This window comes from Enterobacter sp. 04-C-12-SI-ECC, assembly GCF_047530715.1.
In the GTDB taxonomy this organism is placed as follows: Bacteria; Pseudomonadota; Gammaproteobacteria; order Enterobacterales; family Enterobacteriaceae; genus Enterobacter; species Enterobacter bugandensis.
On sequence record NZ_JBLKDI010000002.1, the window covers coordinates 119,092 to 139,060 of the forward strand.

The window sequence follows — 19,969 nt, forward strand, 5'->3', positions numbered from 1 at the left end:
GGCTTGGTATTCATTCATGTCACACACAACAATGGCAACATATACGAATTAGTTTGCTCATTTGTTCATTAAATTGCAAGCACGTTGTGTGATTTATTTGCAATTTTCCTCACATTTTCGCGATTGTTAAACGCATTTTGCAGCGGTTGGTACAAACAGAACAGTGAGGCATTGATGATTTGCTTCACCTCTCTACGGATTGTCGAGATGCTTGGGTGTTTATACTGATTGCCGCCACGCGTCTTCATCAGGCGAGGCTTACTTACTGCATGCTGCCATGATGCAATTCGGATCTCGCTGGAGTTACAAACGTAGTAGGCGAAGACAACCCGCCATGCATTTTCATCCACATTCTTCAGATAGTGACGAATGACAGCATCAATGAGCATCCCGTCATCATCACTACATACCGGTCGTGATGCTTGCTGGGGCTCGACGGTAGCCATGAATCTGGCAATCATGTTGATCATCGCTTTATCAATCTTGCCGGTCTGGCACCATGCGCCCCACAACTGGAGCCACTGGTCTACCCATTGATGCTGGTCGTTGGTTAATTCCAGTTTCATTATGCGGCTTCCTTCTGTGGCTGATTGGTTTTGGTCTGGCTGTGCTTTGCTACTGGCGGCATGTTGGCGCGCTTAACGCTTTCTGCCTGGTATCGGATAATCTGGTCACGCGTCATTCGTCCACCCTCTCGTTCTGCCACAGAGGAAGTGGAGACTTATCACCGGCGCGGCGAATGCGGGACTTGGCGTTCTTCTCAATCTGAATGAGCTTTTCGATGTTCTGGCGGCGCTGCTTTTCCTCGCGGCGAAGATACTTAACGCTTTCCCAGTAGCGAGACTCCTGGTCGCAAAGTGTCATCAGGTAGTCGAATGGATCGATTAGCGTTTCGCATTTCCGGCAGCGTAGCGTTCGCTCTTTTCCGTTTATCGATACAGCCGAGTGCAGACACATGACCTTTTGGCCTTCTCGCTGAATGACCAGCCCATCCTGCATGTCTTTATTCTTTGACGGGAAAGCGACAACCTTGCCCAGTTCAATTTCGGTTTCTGTGCTCATGCTGCCTCCGGGTCATGGTCTGGCTTATTCGTACCAAGTCGATTGCGCACTTCCCTCAACTGCTCGCGCACATACTCAAGACTGCGTTCAAGCTCATGCTCTTTGCCAATAAGCACCTGCTCGGTATGTATATCGCGCTGACGCTGCCATTTGACTTGCTGGATGTTAGTTACTGAGCACATGTTTTACCTCGACCGCCTTGATGAACCATGAGAACGCCGTTAACGATGGCGTGGAATTGAGCTTTGGTGTCTCGTGAATACCTGAGGATGGTGTTTCGACTGCAAGCTAATTGCCTGGCTGCTTCTGACTGATTCCCGCGCACTTCAACGAGGATGTCAGGGATGGTTTTTATAGTGGGTGTCATGCGGCCTCACTTCTGCTTTCACGCAGGTCTTTAAGCTTCTGCTGATACTCTGCCTTAATCGCTTTGCACTCTTCAGTAGTCCAGCGATGGCGCTTATGGTCAGATTCGATTTCTTCTACAGCTGCATGCCCGATGCGTTCAATGAGCATCACGCGATATGGAACCAGGTTCCCGCTCTTGTGCTGATTGCATACGACGCATTGCTTATGGATATTGCGTTCATCAAATCGGAGTTGAGGTGCCGCAGCAGTTGTCCGGTAGTGCCCGGCATCCCACTGAGCAGACGTGAACGTTCCGCACGAGATACATGGTAAGTCGCGGTCTCTTTCTCTGATGAAGGCGTTTACTGCTTGTTGGGCTTGTTTAATCCAGTAACTGCGGGGCTTTAAGGCGAGCTTTCGAATCTTTAACTTGTCTTTCTGCTGCTGATATTCTCGTCGTCGTTTCTTGTCTGCTGCTTTCTCTGCTTTTTCTCTCTCCTTGCTTCTTCGCTCCAGTGCTAATTCAGTTCCGTGTTCCGGGCTACACCACCACTGATTAGAGAATGCCGGGTGAAACCATTCATTACAGACTTTGCATTTTCGCCGGGGCGATTTAGCCATTGGTCAATTCCTTCTGTCGCTCATCTTCGTGAGAAAAGTCTTCTCCGTCTATTGGCATTAGCCAGTTTGCCGGGCAGCTTACGCAATGCCATTTTGCAACCAATCCTCCCGGGAAAATCCCTTTTATCTCACCACCAGATGCTGGCTCAACATTCCACGCCTCAAGCTCTCTGCCATCTAAAATCCCCCTAACTATGCCAAGATATTTAACTAATCTGACAGTCACTCCTATGTTCTCAGGAATTCTGCTCTTTATGATTAGAGCTAGTCCTCCAACTCGCAATTCACTCATCATCTTCCTCCGTCATAAATCCGTTAGGGTCGCGATACGCTATTGCCAGTGATGCACATTCTTCACAGCAATGAACCTCGCCATCTGATAGCTCCTTCGTGCAGCCAGCGCACAACGTTCGACGTATGCTCTGCTGCTCGTAGGATTGGGCTTCTGATTGGCTAAGCATGAATAACCTCCATGCAACTTTTTACAAATGACGTTGCTACTTCTGCGTTTATTGCGTTCCCATATCCAATAATGCGCTGGTCTTGATTGCGCTTTGCCATTCCTCCCAATGTGGACTTGCCTCGTCCCAGGCTTTTGGCAATGCCATTAACCATCGGGAATGAGCCGGGTCTAACTGGACGATATTTTTCATCTCTACAGTAAAGCCAGTCTGCATCTCTCCAGTAGCCGTTAACCGGTAATGTGTGCATAGCTTCACCGTGCCTGGCAGTTTCAGGCAGATTCTCGGATTGCCCTCCTTGTCTTTCCCGCTGTAGCAATGTGTTGAACCAGTTGCATCGTTCGCCAAAGGCGTTTGCCAGCCCGCTAACCTCACGCATCCAGAGAGGTTCTGAATTCCCCTGCGCGTCTCTGGCTGAAAGTTGATGTTCGTCGTTGGAGTAGGCCATCCAATACAGTCGCTGCCTGATGTGCGGAGAACCGAAGCCCGCAGCGCAAATATCGGTGCCTGCCGAGGTGTAGTTCGCACCTTCCAGGTCAGTTTGTACAAGGTCGAGCCAAGCGAGGCCGTCTGAGCTTGCAACTTGTTCGCCAATGACGATGCCAGGTTTGCATTTCTCAATAAGCCAGAAGAACGCCGGCCATAGGTGCCGCTCGTCATTAACCCCTTTTCCTTTGCCTGCCGCGCTGAAAGGTTGGCATGGGCAGCTTCCAGTCCAGATTGGCTTATCATCAGGCCATCCTGCTTTTCTAAGTGCATAACTCCAGACACCGATTCCGGCAAAGAAGTGATGCTGGGTAAATCCTCGCAAATCGCCTGGTGTGACATCTTCAATGCTCCTTTCGTCTACATAACCGGGTGCAATCTCCCCGGCGTCAATTAGGTTGCGTAACCATTGAGCCGCATATGGATCTATCTCGTTGTAATATGCAGTCATTGCCATATCCTCTGTTGATACTGACTCCTACCCTTTGGCTCGCTGGCGTACTCAGGAAGCAATGCCGAAACCACCCATAACCGAGGGTCTGCGCTTAGCGTTCGTTGAGTTTTTACGTTGCGGGATTGGTAGGCGGTGATTAACTGAGTTGCTTCTTCGTTTGTAAGATCGTGATGATGAAACCATGACATTTTTGGCATGGTGTCACTCCTGTTTTGCTTTAACTCTTGGTTTGTATGGCATCGCAATGGCATCAAAAGAAGTCATTCCCTTTGCTAAGCGGCGCTGGAGTATGTGGTAAGGGAGTTCGTACCTGCTTGCGGCCTCTGCTATGCACATATCACCGTCAGGGGTTTCAATGATGACGTTTGTTCTACGGTTTCTTGCTTGCTCCTTCGATGTTGCCCATCGGCAGTTTTCTGGAAAGTAACCTTTGTTTACGTCTATGCGATCGATGCTGTGTTTGCTTGATGGTCTATCTCCCATATCTGAGTAGAAATGCTCAAAAGAGTTAAGCCATCTTTCACACACCGTTATTCCCCTTCTTCCATAACTGTCATATCTATCTGAATTCGGATTGGTTACCCTTTGCTTTAAGGCAGCCCACGCTCTGTATTCTGGAGTTGTTTTATGTCCGTGAGTGGTAAAAGTTTGTCTGCCTATCTCCCGCTGAAAGCACCCGCAGCTCTTCGACCTGCCGGTTCTTACCAATGAGAGGTCGTACTCTTTAACCGTCCCGCATTCACAAGAACAAACTACGCGAGCCCTATAGGATTTTCTTCCTGACTTGAAGATATAAGCCTTCGATTTTGCCAAAGACAAAATGGTTAACTTATTAAACTTTTCTCCGATTACTAATTCGTTTCTCATGCAGCATCTCCAAATCTGGCTTTCCACTCCAGCGCTAATCTAGCTTCGTCAGACCACTTAACATTCTTCTCAGCCCCGAATGCCTGGATAAGCTCCAGAAGCTCTGCAAACTCCCCTACGCGCATCTTGCTGGTTGACTGTCCTATCACTACGAATCCGTTACCGGCGAGGTTAGGAACAACGTCCTGCTGCTTTAACGCTGCGGTGAAGATGCACTTCCAGCTCTCAGCATCCAGCCAGCGACCATGCCATTCGACCTGCAAAGAGATATCGCGCAAAGTGGCCCACAAACGTTTGTTCTGGACTGCTGAGCGAGTTCTTTCTGAGATGGTTACGATTACTGGCTTGTCGTAGGAGGGTAAAACTTGCTGTATGGCTTGAATGGCGTTCTGCTGATGAATTGGGCTTCTTAGTTCAAACGTTAGTTTCCTCACCCTTCACGCTCCTGTAATCGTCAAGTGCGGCTGCAATGGTTCCGATCGGGTCATGGTCTTGCCCGATAATCTCGTTTACGTTTTCATCTTCTTCCACATCGAAAAAGAATCGCAGGGCTAACATTATTTCTTCGTATGCGCTCATACTCACTCCTTCACTTTGATTCCAGCTGCGCTAAGAATGTCTGTTACCTCACCCATTACAGAGTCATGCCATTCCTTTTCAGACTCGCTATAGCAACACGAACAGGCCTCTGGGAGTTCGATTTCGATAGCTTCACGAGATGCCTGCCAGCCGCAAAATACGGCACGGGTTAATTCTGATGCATACACCCCATTATCAAACTTGGCTAGCCCACCATTTATCAGTCCACCACGACACGCATTCTCAAAAGCCTTTCTTGATTCGTCCATATTCCTCTCCATCACTTTACAAGCGTTAGTCTTGGGCGTTCATCGTCATAATCTGACAGCGTCACTGTGACTCTCTTTGACTCGAACTCATGGATGTATTCATCACGTTGAGCAGCAGCCATTCGACCCCATACGTAACTAAGAGCGTAATTAATCGGGTCTTCCCCGCATGAACAAAGCGCATCTATCGCCTCACCAAATTTCTTCTCTGCCTGACTCTTTCTCATCATTTCTCTCCATCAGCGTGCTGGGGTGTTAGTAAACAAAATCACATTCGAATTCATGAGAGCATTCAGGGCATTCAGTTTCGTAACCCTCACTTTCTTGACCTGCATGATTTACGCCTGAGCATTCCCAAAAGTCCGCCTCATCAGTCAAGTCAAAGTAATGACCACATTTTGGGCAGCTTACATTCAGGCTTATTCGCCAATGAGCTATTGCATGTCTCTTTTTCATGCTCTTACTTCCCTCAATCTCTGGTTGATAAATGCAGTCAGTGGGTTAGGTAAATCGTGGTCAACGATGGGTTCCCCACTACTGTTAACCATGTTCTTCTTCTCGTATTTGTAATACCGGTAGCTACCCCTTGGCCCTTCTCTGCGTAAAATCTTCTCGCGAACCATATGGCACAACACTGAAGTTACTGACCTCTGTGGTACTGAAGTGTGCTTGATGATTTCTGGAGATTTGGTGCCCGGGTTGTCGATGACGAATTTCTCTATGGCCTCAATCTGAACTTTCTGCCTCATGATTTGCTCCTGTAGCTGTCCCATGTAAACGCCAGCGTGCACCCTCCGCCATCGTTCATGCGGTCAATGACACGCTCACCAATGAATGCAGCAAGTTCCTCTTTGCTCTGGTTGCTTATCAGGATGGTTGGCTTCATGCGCTCATAGCGGGTGTTGATGATTTCGAACATAATGAGTTTCTCGGCGTCGCTGCCAAACTGCACGCCAACCTCGTCGATAATCAGCAAGTCAGGCTTGGTGAAATAGCGGATCACCTCATCCTCTGTGCGTGATGATGTTTTAGACCAGGTTGATTTGTACTCTCGTGCAATTTTCAGCGCGGTTGTAAATACCGCTGAGCTTTGATGTTCCGTAATGGCGTGTCGTGCGATAGCCAGTGCAAGGTGATTCTTGCCAGTACCAGGCTTGCCGCACATCACCAGTCCTCCACCCTTCTGCAGGCGCTCAGGCCATTTGTTGGCGTATGCCTGGCAAACTCTTAACGCTTTCTTTGCATCATCGTTGACCGGCTCGTAGTTCTGCAGGGTGCAGTTAGCGAAGCGATCCGGTATTGCCAGGTTGCTTAGCAGGATTTCGATGTTTCGTTTACGTGATGCATCGTCGATTTTAATCTTCTCAGCTTGCAGACCTATAAGCTCATCCCTCAGGCACTCCGGGCAGTCTGACGGCCGTGAAGGCAGTTTTATCGGCCCCGTTGAATGTCGTGTGCGCTGGGAATACTCGCCATGTTTTTCACAGATTCCCGTGCCAATTTCCACTTCGGTGTGTTCGATAGCGATAGGCGGAGCACTCAGCTCTGCAAGTTTCTTCTCCAGCTGAGAGATTTTTTCGTCCAGTGTCATGTTCACTCCTGAGCCCATGATGGGATATCAGTTTGTCCATAGTCTTTGGTGGCGAAGCTTTCCGGAATAGCACGCTGTTGCGATCTCAACGGTGCTTGCCCTTTTGGCTGCTTAGGCTCAAAGATTCCTTGCCAGCCGCTCGCTATGCTCTGATTGATAATTTCTTCAGGTGTATATCCCTTCACCCTGCTCCTACCGAGAAGATTGATTGCCATTGTCACGCTCTGCATGGACTTAATCGATTTCCCGATCTCCTTACGATACTTAACCCATGCGGACCATGTTTCTGAAGAAAGCCATTCAGGCAACTCAACTGATAATGGGTCGAACTTCGGAGAAACTTTTTTGGGGGATATAGGGGGTTTATTAATATTGTCTTTAGTTGTCTTTAAAGAATGTCTTTTGTGTGTCTCTAACTTCGAGACTCGGCCTGTCTCTATCTTAGAGACATTCTGTGTCTCTAGTTTAGAGACTAAATTGCTAACTTGGAGACACTTGCTGAATTGCCACGCAGATACCTCCTTGTTCACGCCGATTTGATAGCCATCCATAAACAGGCAATTCATTGAAATCAGCTCTTTTTTAGCCTTGTTAACGTTCTGCCTAGACAGCCCGGTTAACTGAGCAATTTGCTCGTCCGCTATGCGATCTGTTTTCTTGTTGAAGCCGTATGTTTTACGAATGTATGCCAGCATGACTTTCAGCTGGCGAGCGGTTAAATCAGCACTTGCGATAGCTTCCAGCAGCTCGTTAGCGAATCGGGTGTAACCGTCATCGATATCAGCCACTCTTCGCTCCTGTTCTACAGGCTCATTCTTCGGCAGGTAGAAAACTTCAGCTAAGCTCATTCTGCCCCTCTCTTTCGTAATGCTGTGTTTCAAGAGACTTAACAAGCGAAATACTCCCATCGGTGTTAATAACTATCGATGAGTTGTATTGGCTTATAAGTCGCTTTGTGTACTCTAGTCCTGAACGGATTAGGAAGTTCTTTATGGCTGGTATATGCCCCATCACCCCACCGAGCCCTAACTCAATTAGCTCCTCATCAAGATCAAGCTCTGGTTCATCGCAAAACGAGATGAATGTGTCGTAAATTGCATACTCTGCAACATCACCATCTCGCTCAGGACCAACAATGGTTCTAATCTCATCCAGTGAATGAGAAAGCTCACGATCACTCAGCCTGAAGAATTCACGGTTAGGGCTAACACGCTCTTTGCCCCATGCTTCGTGGATGATCTTTTCATCTTTTGCTGGATTCTTTGAATGGAAGGCAGCAACAACCTTAAATGGCTGAGGGACGCCAGTTGAAGTGGATATCTCTTTTGCTCTGGCATCAGGTGAGTTGCGAGTCATGCCGATTTTATAAACTCCAGGCATTGACTCGTTTGATAGGACATAAATAAAACCATTAACTTTGAAATCATCAGGCACCTTCATGCTGTTCAGCACCTGGAATTCTTCAATTTCATGTGACATAATTACTCCTGTTACTTGGCGTAACACAGTGTCTCTAGAATTCGATACTGATTTGCTCAGAGCGTCCGGCCACCACCGGGCGCTTTTTGCTTTCTGGCATCACAGCTGCAATAGCCTGTCTTGCCACTTCACGAATCAGGCTTGTCTCCCAGACCTTCTCCAGAAGAACGAACGTCACCGCCATATCGTGGATGTTTAATCGACTCACCTTTGAATCAGCCCATCCCGCCATCTTTGCGAAATTTGTCTGACCCATTGATACGAGTCTGGCACGAAGCTCTGTTTCCACTTCGCGTACCTTTTTGCTGTGATTTGCTAGTTCCATAAAATATTATTTTCCTCAGTTAAATAGTTAGTTACGCATCGGTTGATGCGATTTGAAGTTTGAGGTTCGCTTTTCAGCGACGTAGGACGAATGTCCGTTGTGGGGTGTTACTACTTAGGCGGCTTTCTTATTGCTTGGGAATGGCTTCACTTCTTCCGCATCAATGCTGCCGTCAGGTTTAACTGTTAAAAAAATCTTTCTACCAGAGCGAATAGCCTTGTTAATTGCACTTTGGTAAACGCCAAGATCTTGTGCGGTCTTGGTTTGACCAAAACGCAGGGCATAATCTTTCAGGGTTATGCGCTGTTCCATACAACCTCCTTAGTACATGGATTCATTATCACCGCTAGAGGTAAAATAGTCAACACGCACGGTGTTAGATGTTTATCCCCTGCGGTGATAAATTTGACGTATGAGCGCTAAAAAGAAACCACTAACCAAAGAGCAGCTTGAAGACGCTATGCGTTTGAAGGCTATATACGAGAAAAAGAAATCAGAGCTTGGCCTATCTCAAGAAGGCATTGCTTTTTCCATGGGGATCGGGCAATCAGCTGTTGGGGCGATTTTAAACGGCGTAAATGCCCTTAATGCGAACAATGCAGCCATGCTGGCAAACATTCTTCAGGTAGGAATAGAGGAATTTAGTCCGTCAATAGCCAAAGAGATTTCTGACTTGTACAGAGCCATAGGCGCAGATGTACAGAAGAGAAACGAGTATGAGTATCCAGTCTTCTCGCATGTGCAAGCTGGTATGTTTTCTCCTGAATTTCGAACGTTCACTCAGCGAGATGCTGAGGGATGGGTGAGTACAACGAAGAAAGCCAGTGATGCTGCGTTCTGGTTAGAGGTAGATGGGCACTCAATGACTGCCCCTGCCGGTTCACGCCCAAGCTTCCCTGAAGGAATGCTTATCCTTGTTGATCCAGAGGAGCCGGTTGACCCAGGTGATTTCTGCATTGCGAGGCTGGATGGTGATGAGTTCACCTTCAAGAGACTGATTAAGGATAGCGGACAGGCATTCCTTCAACCGTTAAACCCCCAGTTTCCTATGATTCCATGCAATGAGAACTGCCGAGTTGTTGGGAAGGTAGTAGCCAGCCAGTGGCCTGACGAGACGTTTGGGTGATAGTTCTGATAAGAGAGAGGTCGCAGAAATGCGGCCTTTTTTTTGCCTGCAATAATGCAAGCATAAAAATAAAAATATTTCTTGCTTGTATGGTTACACAGTGATTATGATGCAAGCACATTTCACAGCAAGAGTGCTTACAATGTCAGAAAATAAAAAAGAACCAACTGGAAAAGCAAAAGGCGGGGTTGCTAGAGCTAAATCCCTCACTGCAAAACAAAGAAGTGATCAAGCCAAGAGCGGAGCTATTGCCCGCTGGGGTTATAAAGCCACTCACATGGGAAATTTCAAAGAGCAGTTTGGGATTGATGCCGAGTGTTATGTTTTAAACGATGAGTTGAAAACACCAGTTGTAACCAAGACCGGATTAGCTCAACTTCTCCAGATAGGCTCTCTTGCTCGCGATATAGACAGACTAATGTCGGCTCCATTCATGAGCGAGATGCGCGATCCAGATTTAGAGGATAAATTAGAAAAACCCCTTAAATTTCAATTAGAGGCGCGATCCAATAATTCGACAATTGCGCATGGATTTGACATCGGTGTAGTAATAGACATAGCAAAGCTCCTAGTCAAGGCGAAAGAAAAAGGGGTTTTGCCAGCTAATAGAATTGCAGCAGCAGAAGCCGCACAAAGACTTATGAATGCTTCTGCTAAATCTGGTATTCGCGGCGTTGCATATGCCGTTTCTGGTTATGAGCCTGCGGCGCAGGCGGTAATCGAAGCTTTCAAAATGTACGTTCGAGAAGAAGCTCGTGCTTGGGAAAAAGAATTCCCTGATGAGCTTTACTATGAATGGTACCGGCTATACGAACTGAAAAAACCAGAAAAAGGCGGACATCCAGGAAATTTCCGCTGGTTTACTGAGAGGCATATCTACGAAACATTAGCAAAGAGCGAAGGCAAGATTCTCGATATCGCCAAGGAAAATCGCGAGGAAAACGGTAAGAGAGGTGACAAAATCCATATGTTCCTTTCTGATGTGGGCGTGAAAGCACTACGTAGACACATTGGCAAAATTATCGGCATGGCATCCATGTGCGAAACAAAAGAACAATATGAAAGCGCTCTTGAGAGAGTCTTCAAATAAAGTCGCAACCCGGCCACCGTGCCGGGTTTTTATTGCCCACCTATAAAGCTATCCGCCATTCTGCCGATAACTATTCAGCCTGAAGCTGATAACAATAACTATCGCAACACTACCTGCCCGCCCGTGCGGGCTTTTTTATTGCCCTTTCCGCACTATCTCCGCTGCATCCTTGTTAACCCCTTCCCCAATCACGTTACCCATCTCTTTTCGGTACTGCTCCAGCTTTTCAACGGCAGCTTCCTGAGTTATTGGTTGATTGGCGAGCGATAGCTCCATAATCGCCCGCCCCATAGCTGTAACCATCATGTTCACGCGATCCTCGTCCAGATTCATACCAATCCCTCGTTCATTTTTAACTCGAAGCAGTATCGCACTAAGCTTTTATGAAAATAAATAACCATGAAATACATACACATAACCATTTGCGGTAATAAAATATCTCTCGCGGTGTTGACTGCAATACCACTTACGGTGATACTAAGCACATCAGCAGGACGCACTACTCACCAGGACGGTGAACATACAACGATTCAGAGATGAATCTACGAGGCTGAAAAGCCTAACAACCAAAGTGAACTTTGGGATGTGGTGAAGCAGGAAGCAATTTCGCAGGCATCGAATACCCAGCAGGAATGGCGGCGCAGCCACCTGTTAATAAATCGATGGTGCCTGGCCTGATCAACCAAGCGAAAAGTCCAGCGGGGTTTGTGGTTCGATTCCACATTCACCACATCACCAAAGTTCATCAGGAGGTCACTATGACACGCAGAACAGCTTTCAATGGCTCAGCATCAGGTCGTCGTCGTGAGCGTCGTGCAGCGCTCCAGAATGAGATTACGGCAAGCTCAGAAGTGATGCATCGCCCTACTCTCAGCCGTGCTCAGATTCAGGCTAAAGGTAAACACGAAACACCTAAGCGCATTGAAGACGCTAAGCCGATCAAATTCATGGTGCAGGACGCGTTCTGGCAGCTTGAAGAGTACAAACGCAACCTTGAGCGTGCAGCGATTGTGTATGCGAATGAGTTCGGACGTAAACAGGATGTGAGCGGAGCTGTATGTCTGCCAGAAGTGGCGCTTTTCGCAGCTGGTCATCGTAAGAGTAAACAGGTTACAGCGAGGTGATTTTGTGATTGAGCAACTTAATTTCTACATGACTCAAGCATCTACTGAATTGCTTGAAAGTCGCCGTGAATACATTGAGAGAGTGATTGTCGCGAAACTAAAGCGTGGCATTGAAGAGCAGAAAGAATGGTCTCCTGAGCTTAGGAGTGAACCTGATTCATTAGAGCTTATCGATGCTTACGAGGATGGAATTAAGTTCTTTACTGAAAAGGGATTCAACAAGGACGCATAGTCGGCCTTATTTTGGCAGCAAGCACAGAGGTGAATATGAAAGAGTTTAAGGGGTCAAAACAGGAATGGGTGCGTGATGGCAGGATGGTGTACGCACTGGAAGATGGCGAGAATCGATTCTATGCAGGATTTGCACCGGGTCGAAACTGCTTGAAAGGTGAAGCGGAAGCAAATGCGCAGCTTGCTATGGCAGCTCCTGATTTGCTCGAAGCACTGCAAAATATGGTTACTGCTTATGAGCACGAAGCAAGCATTGATAATCCTGCGTTATTAGCAGCTCGCGCAGCCATCAGCAAGGCTCTTGGGGAGGGGTGATGGAGTGGATTAAGTGCAGTGAGAGGATGCCTAAAAAGAACGACAAGGTGCTTATATTCATCGACTTCAACAGCGAATATGTTCCCCCAAGCATTCACGATGCTGAATTTACTGGAGCGACATTCAGACGAGGCGGAGCAACAGTAAACATTTTCCCGCTGGAGGATGGTTATGGGGTAACTCACTGGATGCCATTACCTGAACCACCAAGCGAATAGCAGCTGATAGCTAATTCTATGAGTTAGCTATTGGGTGTAATACCGCACCGTACTATTGAGGACGACTCGATAGTTCTGATTATTGGAAATCCCTCGTTATGTCTTTGCCGCCAGCAGTCAGGGCGGCATTCTTTTTGCCTGGAGGAAAGTATGGAAATTGATATTCGCAAAGGCGGTATCAGCGGACACGCAACATGGCGTGAAGTTCGCATTAAAGAAGGTGGAACAACTATTAACTTTGACGTTTCAGAAGGAAATGAACTGAATTCGTTCAGGGAAGCGATTCTTTCTGCAGTTTTTGGTGACATGAGCACGGATGAGGTTATCAAGTATCTGAATGAAAGCGGATACAGCGAAGAGATTATTGAGCGTTACGAAGACGAGAAATCAGAAGCCGCCTGAGTGCGGCTTTTCCATGCCCGCATATCAACAGAGATTCACGAGTCTCTATCGCTATGCAATCACACACAACATAAGGAACTACCCATGCAGACATTAAATCTCGCAGGGGCTATCCCGATGGGTAGCTTCAACGCAATCACGTCCATTCAACACTCACGCCGCAATATTCTGACCGGCGCAGACTTCAAGCAGCCTCGCGTTAAGAGCTTGCTGGAGCGTCTGGTTGAGCTTCTGAATCAGAAGGAGCAGCCATGAGCAAACCTACTTACGAAGAGCTGGAAGAAGCTCTGAAAGAGCTACGAAGAATGGCTTTTGCTCGTCGCACTAACTCACATAACTGCGGGCCATTCCAGTATACGGATTTATGCGAGGACATCATTGAGATAACTCAGCTGATTAAGGTCGCCAAGCAATGAGCATTGCAGATACCTGGTCAGAAGATGCCTTTGTCCGCCTTATGCAGGACATGTTGAAACAGCCAAAAGAGGATGCAGAAGATGCGCCTGACGATGACAGACAAAACAGAGATTAAGCAAATCATCGCTAGTTTTAGCGACGATGACAATGCAGCGATTGATAAGCAGGTTGAGATGCTGTGCGCGAACATGCGACCGGTGCTCAACATGCTGGCAGCACACAAACCAGACGACCACACGAAGGCAGCTGTGGAATGGCTTGGCGAAGATGACTGCAACTATCAGGAATTCGCTGCCGAGGTTATGTGGGACATATTCAGACCGCGCGTAGAGGTTGAGTATGCGATTGGCATATTCCTGCGCCGTCATGCATTAGGGGAAGCAGCATGAGCAATATCGTTGAGTTTGTTAAGCAGCAGGAGCCGCTATTCTGCGGCGCGTTAACTGAGCAGACAGTTACATGGGCAAAGGAAAGTCAGTTCGCGATTCAGTACTTCCAGAAGAATGACTTCCTCGCCAAAACTGCCCTATCAAACCCTACCAGCGCACAGAACGCGATTATCAACGTAGCAGCCATTGGAATTACGTTGAACCCGGCAAGCAAGCTGGCTTATCTGGTTCCTCGTGACGGCATGGTATGCCTCGATATCAGCTACATAGGGCTGCTGCATATTGCAATGGAGTCAGGTGTTATCTCATGGGGTCAGGCAAAGCTAGTTCATGCTAACGACACCTATGAGTCAAACGGCCTAGATAAGGCACCGACACACAAATACAACGCCTTCGGGGAGCGTGGAGACATCGTTGGTGTTTACTGCACGGTTAAGACTCCTGCAGGCGATTACCTTACGGAAGAGATGAGCCTTGCAGAAATTGAGGCTGTCAGGAAGACAAGCAAAGCCGCATTCAGCGATAAGGGCCCATGGGTTAATCACTGGAATGAGATGGCACGAAAAACCGTTGTTAAACGCGCAAGTAAATACTGGCCGAAAGCCTCTCGCCTTGATAGTGCGATTCACGTTCTTAACGAAGAGGAAGGAATTTGGACTGAACCGGTAATGCCGCATAAGTCAGAGGAAGATATTCGAGAGGATGAGCGGAAACGTCAGCAGGAAATCATCGAACACGTTCAGACGCTTTGCGATGATATGACTCATGCTGAAACCATGGATGACCTTAAGCGCATCTTCGCTGACGCATACAAGCGCACTTCAGGCATGAAGCTACAGCAAAACGTGCAAGCCATCTACCACGAGTGCAAGTCAAAACTGGAGGCCGCCAGTGAGCAAGCTGTATGAGATTGCCAACGGTTACGCCAGGCTGATGGATTCCGACTTTGAGGCCGGCGAGATAGCCGACACGCTGGAAGGCATGGAAGGAGAGCTTACAGACAAGATTGAGCAGTTACTGGCTATCTGTAAGAACGAAACCGGATACGCAGAGCGCCTCAAGGAAGAGGCTAAGGCACTCAATGAACGCGCGTCAGTAATCAACAACAAGGTCGATAACATCATGGCCTACATCGCGTCATCGCTTGAAATGATGGGAAAGAAAAGGATTCGCGCTGGCATCCATCAGGTAACTGTTCGCGCTCCTGTGGAGTCAGTTGAAATCACAGATGAAGGCTCCCTACCGCCTGAATACGTTGAATACGTCACTACGGTCAAAGCCGACAAGCTAGCTATCAAGCATCAACTGAAGGCTGGTAACGCTATTCCTGGCGCTTCACTCAAGCTCGGTAAGCCAACACTGCTAATCAAGTAGGTGCGCAATGTACAAGCGTAAACAAACCTACGAACTACGCTCAAACCAACTTAGCCACGGACGGCCATGGGGTGAATCTGATATAGCATCAGCCAGGGAAAAAGCCGGAACCATTCACTCAAAACTCATTGCAAGACAAATCAACCGCTCATACGAATCCCTTCGCCAGATGTGCAAGCGCGAAGGCATTAGCTTACGCCGCATTCGAAACTGAGGCTCAAATCATGATTGGAAACTCATACGCACTTCAGGGCTTCTACCCTGAGGAGATTGTCGCACGCCACCGCTTCAAACCCATCAACGATATCCCACGCGAAGAAATGCTGAAGAAGAACTCATTCCCCAGCGTGAACGAGAAAAAATTCCTGACAGCGTGGTTAAACCAGAGGGCGAAGAAATGAGCGTGAAACGTTATGCAGCACATACCAATATTGATGATTTCAAATCAGATTGGCATGAGAGCAAAGACGGGCCGATGGTGCGGCACGAAGACTACGCCGCACTTGAAGCCAGATGCGCGGCGTTGGCTGCGGAGAATGCGGGGCTGGATAACTTCATTGCGTCGAGCTGTTTTGTTTATGCAGGGGAGCTGGGTTACTGGCCCGCCATCGACCACTCGCCAGAGATTCCAGTAACTAATCAGTTGAGTTTGGTTGAGTCCAGATTTTTAACTGACGTAATGACTGCTGCTGGGCTTTTGTCTTGCGGTAAGCGAGATAAACAATTAGCCCAAAGACTAGCTGATTATTGTGTTTCAAAAAGAATGGGTTCTAATCCCGCCCAAATTCGCAAAGGAGTGCAGTCATGATTCCCGCATCAGAATGCGCCGCTGCGCGGCTGATAAATTTTTACATTAACGACGCCTCTCGGGAGTGCATCGAAGGACGAAGAGCGTATCTGTGCCAATGTCTTTTGCCTCGCCTGAAAGAAGGGCTTTCTTCAATGCGTGCATGGAAAGAGAAAACCGATGACGACATAGAACTAATCAGCATTTATCAGAAAGGCGTTGATTTTCTGACAGAAGCTTTAAATACGAAGGTGGAAAAATGAACTTAACAGAGGGGCAGTTACTTTTCCGTCTTCAAGATTTTCACGGAGCGGAACAAGAGGCGTTAGGGATAGGTGACTATGAGTTTGCACAGGAAAGCGCTGATATTGCAAACGCGTTACGAGAACTTTTGAAAGCACGTCGAAAAATTGAGGAGCTTACTGAAGTTATTGAACAACGGAATGCCGAGTGCGTCAGACTTCATGCTCAACTGGAGTCTCTTGCCGCCAACAAGATACTTCTCGACTCACAGGAGGCCGCCCAATGAGCAACATCGACAAACGCGCTTTACGTGAAGCAGCCAATGCGGCAAACGCAGCATCATGGGGGGATTGGGAGTCTTACAAGCCACACAAAGGTGCGCGCGGCTATGAGGTGAAGGTTGGAGTGAAAGCGGTAGCGCAACATTGCCTCAAGGTTGATTCAGTTTTCATCGCTGCAGCCAACCCCGCCACCGTGCTGGCGCTGCTGGATGAGCTGGAAGCAAAAGACTCAACCATAGCCACTCAGCAGCAGGAGATACGAACGCTTCTTAATGCGTTAGGGCAATCATCAGAGAAGAGAAATTCTGACCTTCCTGACCAGAAGCGAATTATTGGTTGGCGAGCATCAGACTACACCGACGAGACATCTGACCCTGAGCTAGCTAAAAACTGGGCCGCTGCAATTGGTGTGCTGCCGATTTTTGAAGGCGACGTGAATACAAAATTAAGCGCCGCCGCAGCCGGTAAAGGAGAGGCATCATGAACACCTTCACCAAAGAGCAGTTAATCGAAAAGCTTCAGCACAGAATTTCTGTCGCATCAGGATTTCCGGAGTCAGAAAAAGCGCAAATGGATCTTGAGCTGGCGCGTATCGCGCTGGCATCGCTCGAAGCGGATGGTACCCTCGCCAATGAGGGCACCCTAACAGCCACGCAGTTTAAGCCGGTAGCAGACCTGTACGGCTTAACCTCGCCAACCGGCAGCGAAACATCATTCACTTTCGACGCTGTTGAAGCTCGTGATTTCATTGATGGTGGATGGTCTTGTCAGGAGTACGTGGAGCTTGAACGCTTTCAGGAGGCTGTGAGCGGCAACTCTCCGGTGATTCCGGGTGGTTGGGTGATCCTTCCTGCTGAGCCAACCCAGGCAATGATGAATGCGTGGCTTTCAGAGGTCGCCAACTGGCGCGGACATGCAGCCGGATATAGGGCCATGATTGCAGCAGCGCCGCAGCAGGAGGCTAAAAATGTCTAAATTGAAGCCAGGGAATGTTTATGTCGAAATATCTCACAATCAGGCTGGAGGCCTTTCCCTCTGCGTAAGCAACGATGATGGCGGGTGCCGAATCTCCGGTGCCAAGGTTGGCGGATGTGAAACTCTGAAGTGCTTTGAGGTTAATGCGGAGGAGCTAATCGCGCAGATTCGTGAGCACGCGAAAAAGGCAACTGGAGAGCCTGATCATATTGACGAAATCGCTATTCAGGCAGGGATTGACCCAGCCGTTGCTGATGCTTACATGCAGGGATATCACGACGCTGAAGCGCGGAGAGTTGAGCGGCAGGATGCAAACTGATGTGATATAAAACCCATTCATGGTGGTGGGCTGCATATTACGAAAGCATCTGCCTTTCTTTAATGGCCTTATCTTGCATAGAAAATGCTAAAGGTCTTGATGAGTTGGCATTGATTCAAAAGAGGGTGAAATCATGAAACACTTACGCTATGACTGTGCGAGTGCTGGTTATGCAGGAGAGGCCAGGCACCCACAAGTAGTAATGCGCGAACTTGGAATCACCTATGAGCTTGCCATTCCTCAAAGTCTGGGTGATCAGTGGTGGCTGTTTAACTGCGACCATGGCGATCTTCCTAGCTACATCAAAGAAATGAAATGTGACGATTGGTTAGCAGAACAATATCAACTCCCTGATATCTACAAAAATGCCTAACCCATTCTACGCATAACAAACCCGCACCCTGCGGGTTTTTCTTTATCCGGAGTCACCATGCACGCCAATCCAATTATCTGGCTCATAGTCGGAATTATGGCTCTGAGCGCTATCTCTTCACTCATTCACATGTCAGAGGGCTTGTTATGGCTAAATTTGCTGTGGGCGCGTTAGTACAGCTTAAGTCTGGAGGCATCAGAGGGATGGTTGAGAGCCAGATTGAGCCGGATAGCGACCATCCGAAAGCGTGGTGCAAATGGGATGACGGCAACTACTCGGTGCATCACGAACACGAACTTCGCGCGGCTACTGTTGATGAGCCTCGCGTTTATAAGAAATTAGCGTAAGGAGATGACGATGACCGATACCAGCCTGATTCCAGAAAAAGAAGTGATGAGCAAACTTGGGGTTTCATCACGCCAGACAATCTGGAACTACACCAACCGGCACGGATTTCCGAAGCCAGTCAGGACCCACCCGAAAGCGTACCTGCGTGAAGCTGTTGATGGATGGATCCTAAATGGTGGCGTTAACCAGAAATGTTCCTGATGTGCCAGAACAGCTTATCAGCGTGAAGCTCATACGCTTTGCGCTGAGCCTCAATCCAGTCGTGTTTGTTATACACGGCCATCACCCCGCCAAGTTCATGCCCGAGCATCCTCTCAGTAACATGGGGCTCGACATCCATTTCAGACAGCCTTGTTACAAGCGTCCTCCTGAAGTCGTGGGTTCGCCAGTATCCAAGGTCCATCCCTCCCCTTATTCGATTAACGAACCGGTTGGCGGCCGCTATGCTGATCGGTTCGTTTATATCCTCCCCGGGGAAAAGCACATCATTGTAAGTTGTCATGGCCTTTTCGAGGAAAGGCATAATCTGTTCGAAGATCGGGCGTCGGATGACGTTGCCCATTTTGCTGTGCTCTTTCGGAACGGTCCATATATTGTCCAGCAGGTCAAATTCTGTCTTGGTTGCCAGCCTGAGCTCTGAGAGCCTCGCCCCCCAAAGCATCAGCATCTGGTGAAGAAGCTTGTTTGAGGTAGACGCCCTGCTTCTTTCAATAGCCATCCAAATCTGAGCCAGCTCGTTATACGACAGAACGCGGTCGCCCACAGCAGCACGGGAGCCAAAGTCTCTTGGCTGGATGCTCATAATTGCGCAGCTATCTATCACCTGACGCCGCATGCACCAGCTTATTGCCGATCTTAACTGACTGAGCACCTGACGCGCACGGCGCGGATTATCCCTTTCCTCTTCGGAGAGGAGATCTACCCACTGCTTCACAGTAATGGAGGATGCCGGTCGATTCGTGAAAGCGTCATGCATCCGCTTCATAACCGTTGATCGGTATAGTGCCTGGGTCTTTTCTCGGAGTGTTGTAGAGACGTAATTGTCGAACCAGTAGTCGAGGCATTGGGCGACCGTCAGGGAGTTCTGCGTCTTCTCCTCAAAGTAGGAGCGCGGATCTGTGCCGGAGAAATAAAGGTTTCGTAAATCAGATGTGATCTGCCTGGCATCCTTTAACGACACCGAAGGGTAGCGGCCAATGCCGAGACGATGAGGTTTACCATGCCAGCGATACCGGTACTGGAACTGGATGACCCCCTTTGGAGAAATGCGCACGCTGAGACCATCAGCATCAGCCACTTCTTGTGGGCCCGAATATGGTTTACCATGAATGGTACGCAGTTTTGTGTCGCTGATAGCCATAAATAATATTTGGTACGCTCAGAAATAGTGGTTTGGTACACTTCTGGTACGCAAT

43 protein-coding genes are annotated in these 19,969 nt (G+C 48.3%); 22 read left to right on the plus strand and 21 right to left on the minus strand.

The features are described 5' to 3' along the window. Positions 1–68 precede the first annotated feature (68 nt). The 19 genes from ACMWL8_RS03740 to ACMWL8_RS03830 form a co-directional block, all read right to left on the minus strand. The gene (locus ACMWL8_RS03740; RefSeq protein ID WP_155020009.1) at positions 69–566 is read right to left on the minus strand and encodes an antiterminator Q family protein; all 498 of its coding nucleotides are present in this window, start codon (positions 564–566) and stop codon (positions 69–71) included. After that, positions 566–682 (minus strand): hypothetical protein, encoded by a 117-nt coding sequence (locus tag ACMWL8_RS03745; RefSeq protein ID WP_286783846.1) that lies wholly within the window; start codon positions 680–682, stop codon positions 566–568. Before ACMWL8_RS03745 ends, ACMWL8_RS03740 begins: the two co-directional genes overlap by 1 nt. Further along, entirely contained in the window at positions 679–1,062 is a 384-nt protein-coding gene (locus ACMWL8_RS03750) for a hypothetical protein (protein WP_164954839.1), read from the minus strand. Before ACMWL8_RS03750 ends, ACMWL8_RS03745 begins: the two co-directional genes overlap by 4 nt. After that, a complete protein-coding gene (locus ACMWL8_RS03755; protein WP_129324739.1) occupies positions 1,059–1,244 on the minus strand; it encodes a hypothetical protein in 186 nt (61 codons plus the stop codon). The genes ACMWL8_RS03750 and ACMWL8_RS03755 overlap by 4 nt, the downstream gene beginning before the upstream one ends. After that, positions 1,232–1,429 carry a protein ninH gene (locus ACMWL8_RS03760; RefSeq protein ID WP_200523636.1) on the minus strand — a complete coding sequence of 66 codons (198 nt, stop codon included), beginning with the start codon at positions 1,427–1,429 and terminating at the stop codon, positions 1,232–1,234. Before ACMWL8_RS03760 ends, ACMWL8_RS03755 begins: the two co-directional genes overlap by 13 nt. Further along, positions 1,426–2,031: a recombination protein NinG gene (locus ACMWL8_RS03765; protein ID WP_414751557.1), complete on the minus strand. Its 606-nt coding sequence runs from the start codon at positions 2,029–2,031 to the stop codon at positions 1,426–1,428. The genes ACMWL8_RS03760 and ACMWL8_RS03765 overlap by 4 nt, the downstream gene beginning before the upstream one ends. Beyond that, a complete protein-coding gene (locus ACMWL8_RS03770) occupies positions 2,024–2,326 on the minus strand; it encodes a hypothetical protein (RefSeq protein WP_414751558.1) in 303 nt (100 codons plus the stop codon). Before ACMWL8_RS03770 ends, ACMWL8_RS03765 begins: the two co-directional genes overlap by 8 nt. After that, on the minus strand, positions 2,316–2,492 hold the full coding sequence (locus ACMWL8_RS03775) for a protein NinF (RefSeq protein WP_368526246.1): 177 nt from the start codon (positions 2,490–2,492) through the stop codon (positions 2,316–2,318). The genes ACMWL8_RS03770 and ACMWL8_RS03775 overlap by 11 nt, the downstream gene beginning before the upstream one ends. Beyond that, the gene (locus ACMWL8_RS03780; protein ID WP_414751559.1) at positions 2,485–3,429 is read right to left on the minus strand and encodes a DNA cytosine methyltransferase; all 945 of its coding nucleotides are present in this window, start codon (positions 3,427–3,429) and stop codon (positions 2,485–2,487) included. Before ACMWL8_RS03780 ends, ACMWL8_RS03775 begins: the two co-directional genes overlap by 8 nt. A gap of 204 nt (positions 3,430–3,633) precedes the next feature. Further along, the gene (locus ACMWL8_RS03785; RefSeq protein WP_414751560.1) at positions 3,634–4,299 is read right to left on the minus strand and encodes a hypothetical protein; all 666 of its coding nucleotides are present in this window, start codon (positions 4,297–4,299) and stop codon (positions 3,634–3,636) included. Continuing rightward, positions 4,296–4,733 (minus strand): recombination protein NinB, encoded by a 438-nt coding sequence (locus ACMWL8_RS03790; protein ID WP_414751561.1) that lies wholly within the window; start codon positions 4,731–4,733, stop codon positions 4,296–4,298. Before ACMWL8_RS03790 ends, ACMWL8_RS03785 begins: the two co-directional genes overlap by 4 nt. Next, complete coding sequence (locus ACMWL8_RS03795) at positions 4,714–4,878, minus strand: hypothetical protein (protein ID WP_200895775.1); 165 nt, start codon at positions 4,876–4,878, stop codon at positions 4,714–4,716. The genes ACMWL8_RS03790 and ACMWL8_RS03795 overlap by 20 nt, the downstream gene beginning before the upstream one ends. Before the next feature lie 2 nt (positions 4,879–4,880). Then, positions 4,881–5,147 (minus strand): hypothetical protein, encoded by a 267-nt coding sequence (locus ACMWL8_RS03800; RefSeq protein ID WP_414751562.1) that lies wholly within the window; start codon positions 5,145–5,147, stop codon positions 4,881–4,883. 452 nt (positions 5,148–5,599) lie between these two features. Further along, the gene (locus ACMWL8_RS03805; protein ID WP_414751563.1) at positions 5,600–5,896 is read right to left on the minus strand and encodes a hypothetical protein; all 297 of its coding nucleotides are present in this window, start codon (positions 5,894–5,896) and stop codon (positions 5,600–5,602) included. Further along, positions 5,893–6,738 carry an ATP-binding protein gene (locus ACMWL8_RS03810; protein WP_414751564.1) on the minus strand — a complete coding sequence of 282 codons (846 nt, stop codon included), beginning with the start codon at positions 6,736–6,738 and terminating at the stop codon, positions 5,893–5,895. Before ACMWL8_RS03810 ends, ACMWL8_RS03805 begins: the two co-directional genes overlap by 4 nt. 2 nt (positions 6,739–6,740) lie before the next feature. Next, the gene (locus ACMWL8_RS03815) at positions 6,741–7,586 is read right to left on the minus strand and encodes a replication protein (protein WP_414751565.1); all 846 of its coding nucleotides are present in this window, start codon (positions 7,584–7,586) and stop codon (positions 6,741–6,743) included. Then, positions 7,573–8,217 (minus strand): GIY-YIG nuclease family protein, encoded by a 645-nt coding sequence (locus tag ACMWL8_RS03820; protein ID WP_414751566.1) that lies wholly within the window; start codon positions 8,215–8,217, stop codon positions 7,573–7,575. The genes ACMWL8_RS03815 and ACMWL8_RS03820 overlap by 14 nt, the downstream gene beginning before the upstream one ends. A 34-nt stretch (positions 8,218–8,251) precedes the next feature. Continuing rightward, positions 8,252–8,542, minus strand: a complete 291-nt coding sequence (locus tag ACMWL8_RS03825) for a CII family transcriptional regulator (protein ID WP_062677034.1) — start codon at positions 8,540–8,542, stop codon at positions 8,252–8,254. Between the two features lie 114 nt (positions 8,543–8,656). Beyond that, positions 8,657–8,854, minus strand: coding sequence for a Cro/CI family transcriptional regulator (locus tag ACMWL8_RS03830; RefSeq protein ID WP_013098070.1), 198 nt, complete (start codon positions 8,852–8,854; stop codon positions 8,657–8,659). Between the two features lie 100 nt (positions 8,855–8,954). Between ACMWL8_RS03830 and ACMWL8_RS03835 the strand changes: the two genes are divergently transcribed. After that, a complete protein-coding gene (locus ACMWL8_RS03835) occupies positions 8,955–9,668 on the plus strand; it encodes a LexA family protein (protein WP_395121789.1) in 714 nt (237 codons plus the stop codon). Between the two features lie 142 nt (positions 9,669–9,810). After that, the gene (locus ACMWL8_RS03840) at positions 9,811–10,758 is read left to right on the plus strand and encodes a P63C domain-containing protein (RefSeq protein ID WP_032655965.1); all 948 of its coding nucleotides are present in this window, start codon (positions 9,811–9,813) and stop codon (positions 10,756–10,758) included. Between the two features lie 135 nt (positions 10,759–10,893). Here the strand turns inward: ACMWL8_RS03840 and ACMWL8_RS03845 are convergent, their stop codons facing one another. Next, the gene (locus ACMWL8_RS03845; RefSeq protein WP_414751567.1) at positions 10,894–11,091 is read right to left on the minus strand and encodes a hypothetical protein; all 198 of its coding nucleotides are present in this window, start codon (positions 11,089–11,091) and stop codon (positions 10,894–10,896) included. Positions 11,092–11,516: 425 nt separating this feature from the next. Here ACMWL8_RS03845 and ACMWL8_RS03850 point away from each other — a divergent pair, with 425 nt between their 5' ends. The 20 genes from ACMWL8_RS03850 to ACMWL8_RS03945 all read left to right on the plus strand — a co-directional run bounded on the left by ACMWL8_RS03850 (position 11,517) and on the right by ACMWL8_RS03945 (position 18,755). After that, the gene (locus ACMWL8_RS03850) at positions 11,517–11,882 is read left to right on the plus strand and encodes an antitermination protein (protein ID WP_353433620.1); all 366 of its coding nucleotides are present in this window, start codon (positions 11,517–11,519) and stop codon (positions 11,880–11,882) included. Between the two features lie 4 nt (positions 11,883–11,886). Continuing rightward, positions 11,887–12,114: a hypothetical protein gene (locus ACMWL8_RS03855; protein WP_353433621.1), complete on the plus strand. Its 228-nt coding sequence runs from the start codon at positions 11,887–11,889 to the stop codon at positions 12,112–12,114. Positions 12,115–12,149: 35 nt separating this feature from the next. Continuing rightward, a complete protein-coding gene (locus ACMWL8_RS03860; RefSeq protein ID WP_353433622.1) occupies positions 12,150–12,428 on the plus strand; it encodes a hypothetical protein in 279 nt (92 codons plus the stop codon). Then, positions 12,428–12,646 (plus strand): DUF551 domain-containing protein, encoded by a 219-nt coding sequence (locus ACMWL8_RS03865; protein WP_353433623.1) that lies wholly within the window; start codon positions 12,428–12,430, stop codon positions 12,644–12,646. Before ACMWL8_RS03860 ends, ACMWL8_RS03865 begins: the two co-directional genes overlap by 1 nt. Before the next feature lie 150 nt (positions 12,647–12,796). After that, the gene (locus ACMWL8_RS03870) at positions 12,797–13,048 is read left to right on the plus strand and encodes a hypothetical protein (RefSeq protein WP_353433625.1); all 252 of its coding nucleotides are present in this window, start codon (positions 12,797–12,799) and stop codon (positions 13,046–13,048) included. A gap of 84 nt (positions 13,049–13,132) precedes the next feature. After that, complete coding sequence (locus tag ACMWL8_RS03875) at positions 13,133–13,303, plus strand: hypothetical protein (RefSeq protein ID WP_414751568.1); 171 nt, start codon at positions 13,133–13,135, stop codon at positions 13,301–13,303. Next, positions 13,300–13,464 (plus strand): hypothetical protein, encoded by a 165-nt coding sequence (locus ACMWL8_RS03880; RefSeq protein ID WP_164474123.1) that lies wholly within the window; start codon positions 13,300–13,302, stop codon positions 13,462–13,464. The genes ACMWL8_RS03875 and ACMWL8_RS03880 overlap by 4 nt, the downstream gene beginning before the upstream one ends. A gap of 81 nt (positions 13,465–13,545) precedes the next feature. Then, positions 13,546–13,854 carry a hypothetical protein gene (locus ACMWL8_RS03885; RefSeq protein ID WP_353433627.1) on the plus strand — a complete coding sequence of 103 codons (309 nt, stop codon included), beginning with the start codon at positions 13,546–13,548 and terminating at the stop codon, positions 13,852–13,854. Beyond that, on the plus strand, positions 13,851–14,762 hold the full coding sequence (locus ACMWL8_RS03890; RefSeq protein WP_353433628.1) for a recombinase RecT: 912 nt from the start codon (positions 13,851–13,853) through the stop codon (positions 14,760–14,762). Before ACMWL8_RS03885 ends, ACMWL8_RS03890 begins: the two co-directional genes overlap by 4 nt. Then, positions 14,746–15,228, plus strand: a complete 483-nt coding sequence (locus ACMWL8_RS03895; protein WP_045259804.1) for a siphovirus Gp157 family protein — start codon at positions 14,746–14,748, stop codon at positions 15,226–15,228. Before ACMWL8_RS03890 ends, ACMWL8_RS03895 begins: the two co-directional genes overlap by 17 nt. 224 nt (positions 15,229–15,452) lie before the next feature. Beyond that, on the plus strand, positions 15,453–15,629 hold the full coding sequence (locus tag ACMWL8_RS03900) for a DUF2737 family protein (RefSeq protein ID WP_353433629.1): 177 nt from the start codon (positions 15,453–15,455) through the stop codon (positions 15,627–15,629). Further along, positions 15,626–16,036, plus strand: coding sequence for a hypothetical protein (locus tag ACMWL8_RS03905; protein WP_052682937.1), 411 nt, complete (start codon positions 15,626–15,628; stop codon positions 16,034–16,036). The genes ACMWL8_RS03900 and ACMWL8_RS03905 overlap by 4 nt, the downstream gene beginning before the upstream one ends. Continuing rightward, a complete protein-coding gene (locus tag ACMWL8_RS03910; RefSeq protein WP_353433630.1) occupies positions 16,033–16,278 on the plus strand; it encodes a hypothetical protein in 246 nt (81 codons plus the stop codon). Before ACMWL8_RS03905 ends, ACMWL8_RS03910 begins: the two co-directional genes overlap by 4 nt. Further along, positions 16,275–16,544: a hypothetical protein gene (locus ACMWL8_RS03915; protein ID WP_353433631.1), complete on the plus strand. Its 270-nt coding sequence runs from the start codon at positions 16,275–16,277 to the stop codon at positions 16,542–16,544. The genes ACMWL8_RS03910 and ACMWL8_RS03915 overlap by 4 nt, the downstream gene beginning before the upstream one ends. Continuing rightward, the gene (locus ACMWL8_RS03920) at positions 16,541–17,023 is read left to right on the plus strand and encodes an ead/Ea22-like family protein (RefSeq protein ID WP_414751569.1); all 483 of its coding nucleotides are present in this window, start codon (positions 16,541–16,543) and stop codon (positions 17,021–17,023) included. The genes ACMWL8_RS03915 and ACMWL8_RS03920 overlap by 4 nt, the downstream gene beginning before the upstream one ends. Then, complete coding sequence (locus ACMWL8_RS03925; protein ID WP_353433632.1) at positions 17,020–17,514, plus strand: hypothetical protein; 495 nt, start codon at positions 17,020–17,022, stop codon at positions 17,512–17,514. The genes ACMWL8_RS03920 and ACMWL8_RS03925 overlap by 4 nt, the downstream gene beginning before the upstream one ends. After that, on the plus strand, positions 17,507–17,833 hold the full coding sequence (locus ACMWL8_RS03930) for a hypothetical protein (RefSeq protein ID WP_353433633.1): 327 nt from the start codon (positions 17,507–17,509) through the stop codon (positions 17,831–17,833). Before ACMWL8_RS03925 ends, ACMWL8_RS03930 begins: the two co-directional genes overlap by 8 nt. A gap of 133 nt (positions 17,834–17,966) precedes the next feature. After that, complete coding sequence (locus tag ACMWL8_RS03935; protein WP_353433634.1) at positions 17,967–18,206, plus strand: hypothetical protein; 240 nt, start codon at positions 17,967–17,969, stop codon at positions 18,204–18,206. A gap of 146 nt (positions 18,207–18,352) precedes the next feature. Then, positions 18,353–18,553, plus strand: a complete 201-nt coding sequence (locus tag ACMWL8_RS03940; RefSeq protein ID WP_045259798.1) for a hypothetical protein — start codon at positions 18,353–18,355, stop codon at positions 18,551–18,553. Between the two features lie 10 nt (positions 18,554–18,563). After that, positions 18,564–18,755 (plus strand): helix-turn-helix transcriptional regulator, encoded by a 192-nt coding sequence (locus tag ACMWL8_RS03945; protein ID WP_114191335.1) that lies wholly within the window; start codon positions 18,564–18,566, stop codon positions 18,753–18,755. Here the strand turns inward: ACMWL8_RS03945 and ACMWL8_RS03950 are convergent. Continuing rightward, complete coding sequence (locus ACMWL8_RS03950; protein ID WP_414751570.1) at positions 18,736–19,914, minus strand: tyrosine-type recombinase/integrase; 1,179 nt, start codon at positions 19,912–19,914, stop codon at positions 18,736–18,738. The two genes, ACMWL8_RS03945 and ACMWL8_RS03950, sit on opposite strands and share 20 nt — an antisense overlap. Between the last annotated feature and the right edge of the window lie 55 nt (positions 19,915–19,969).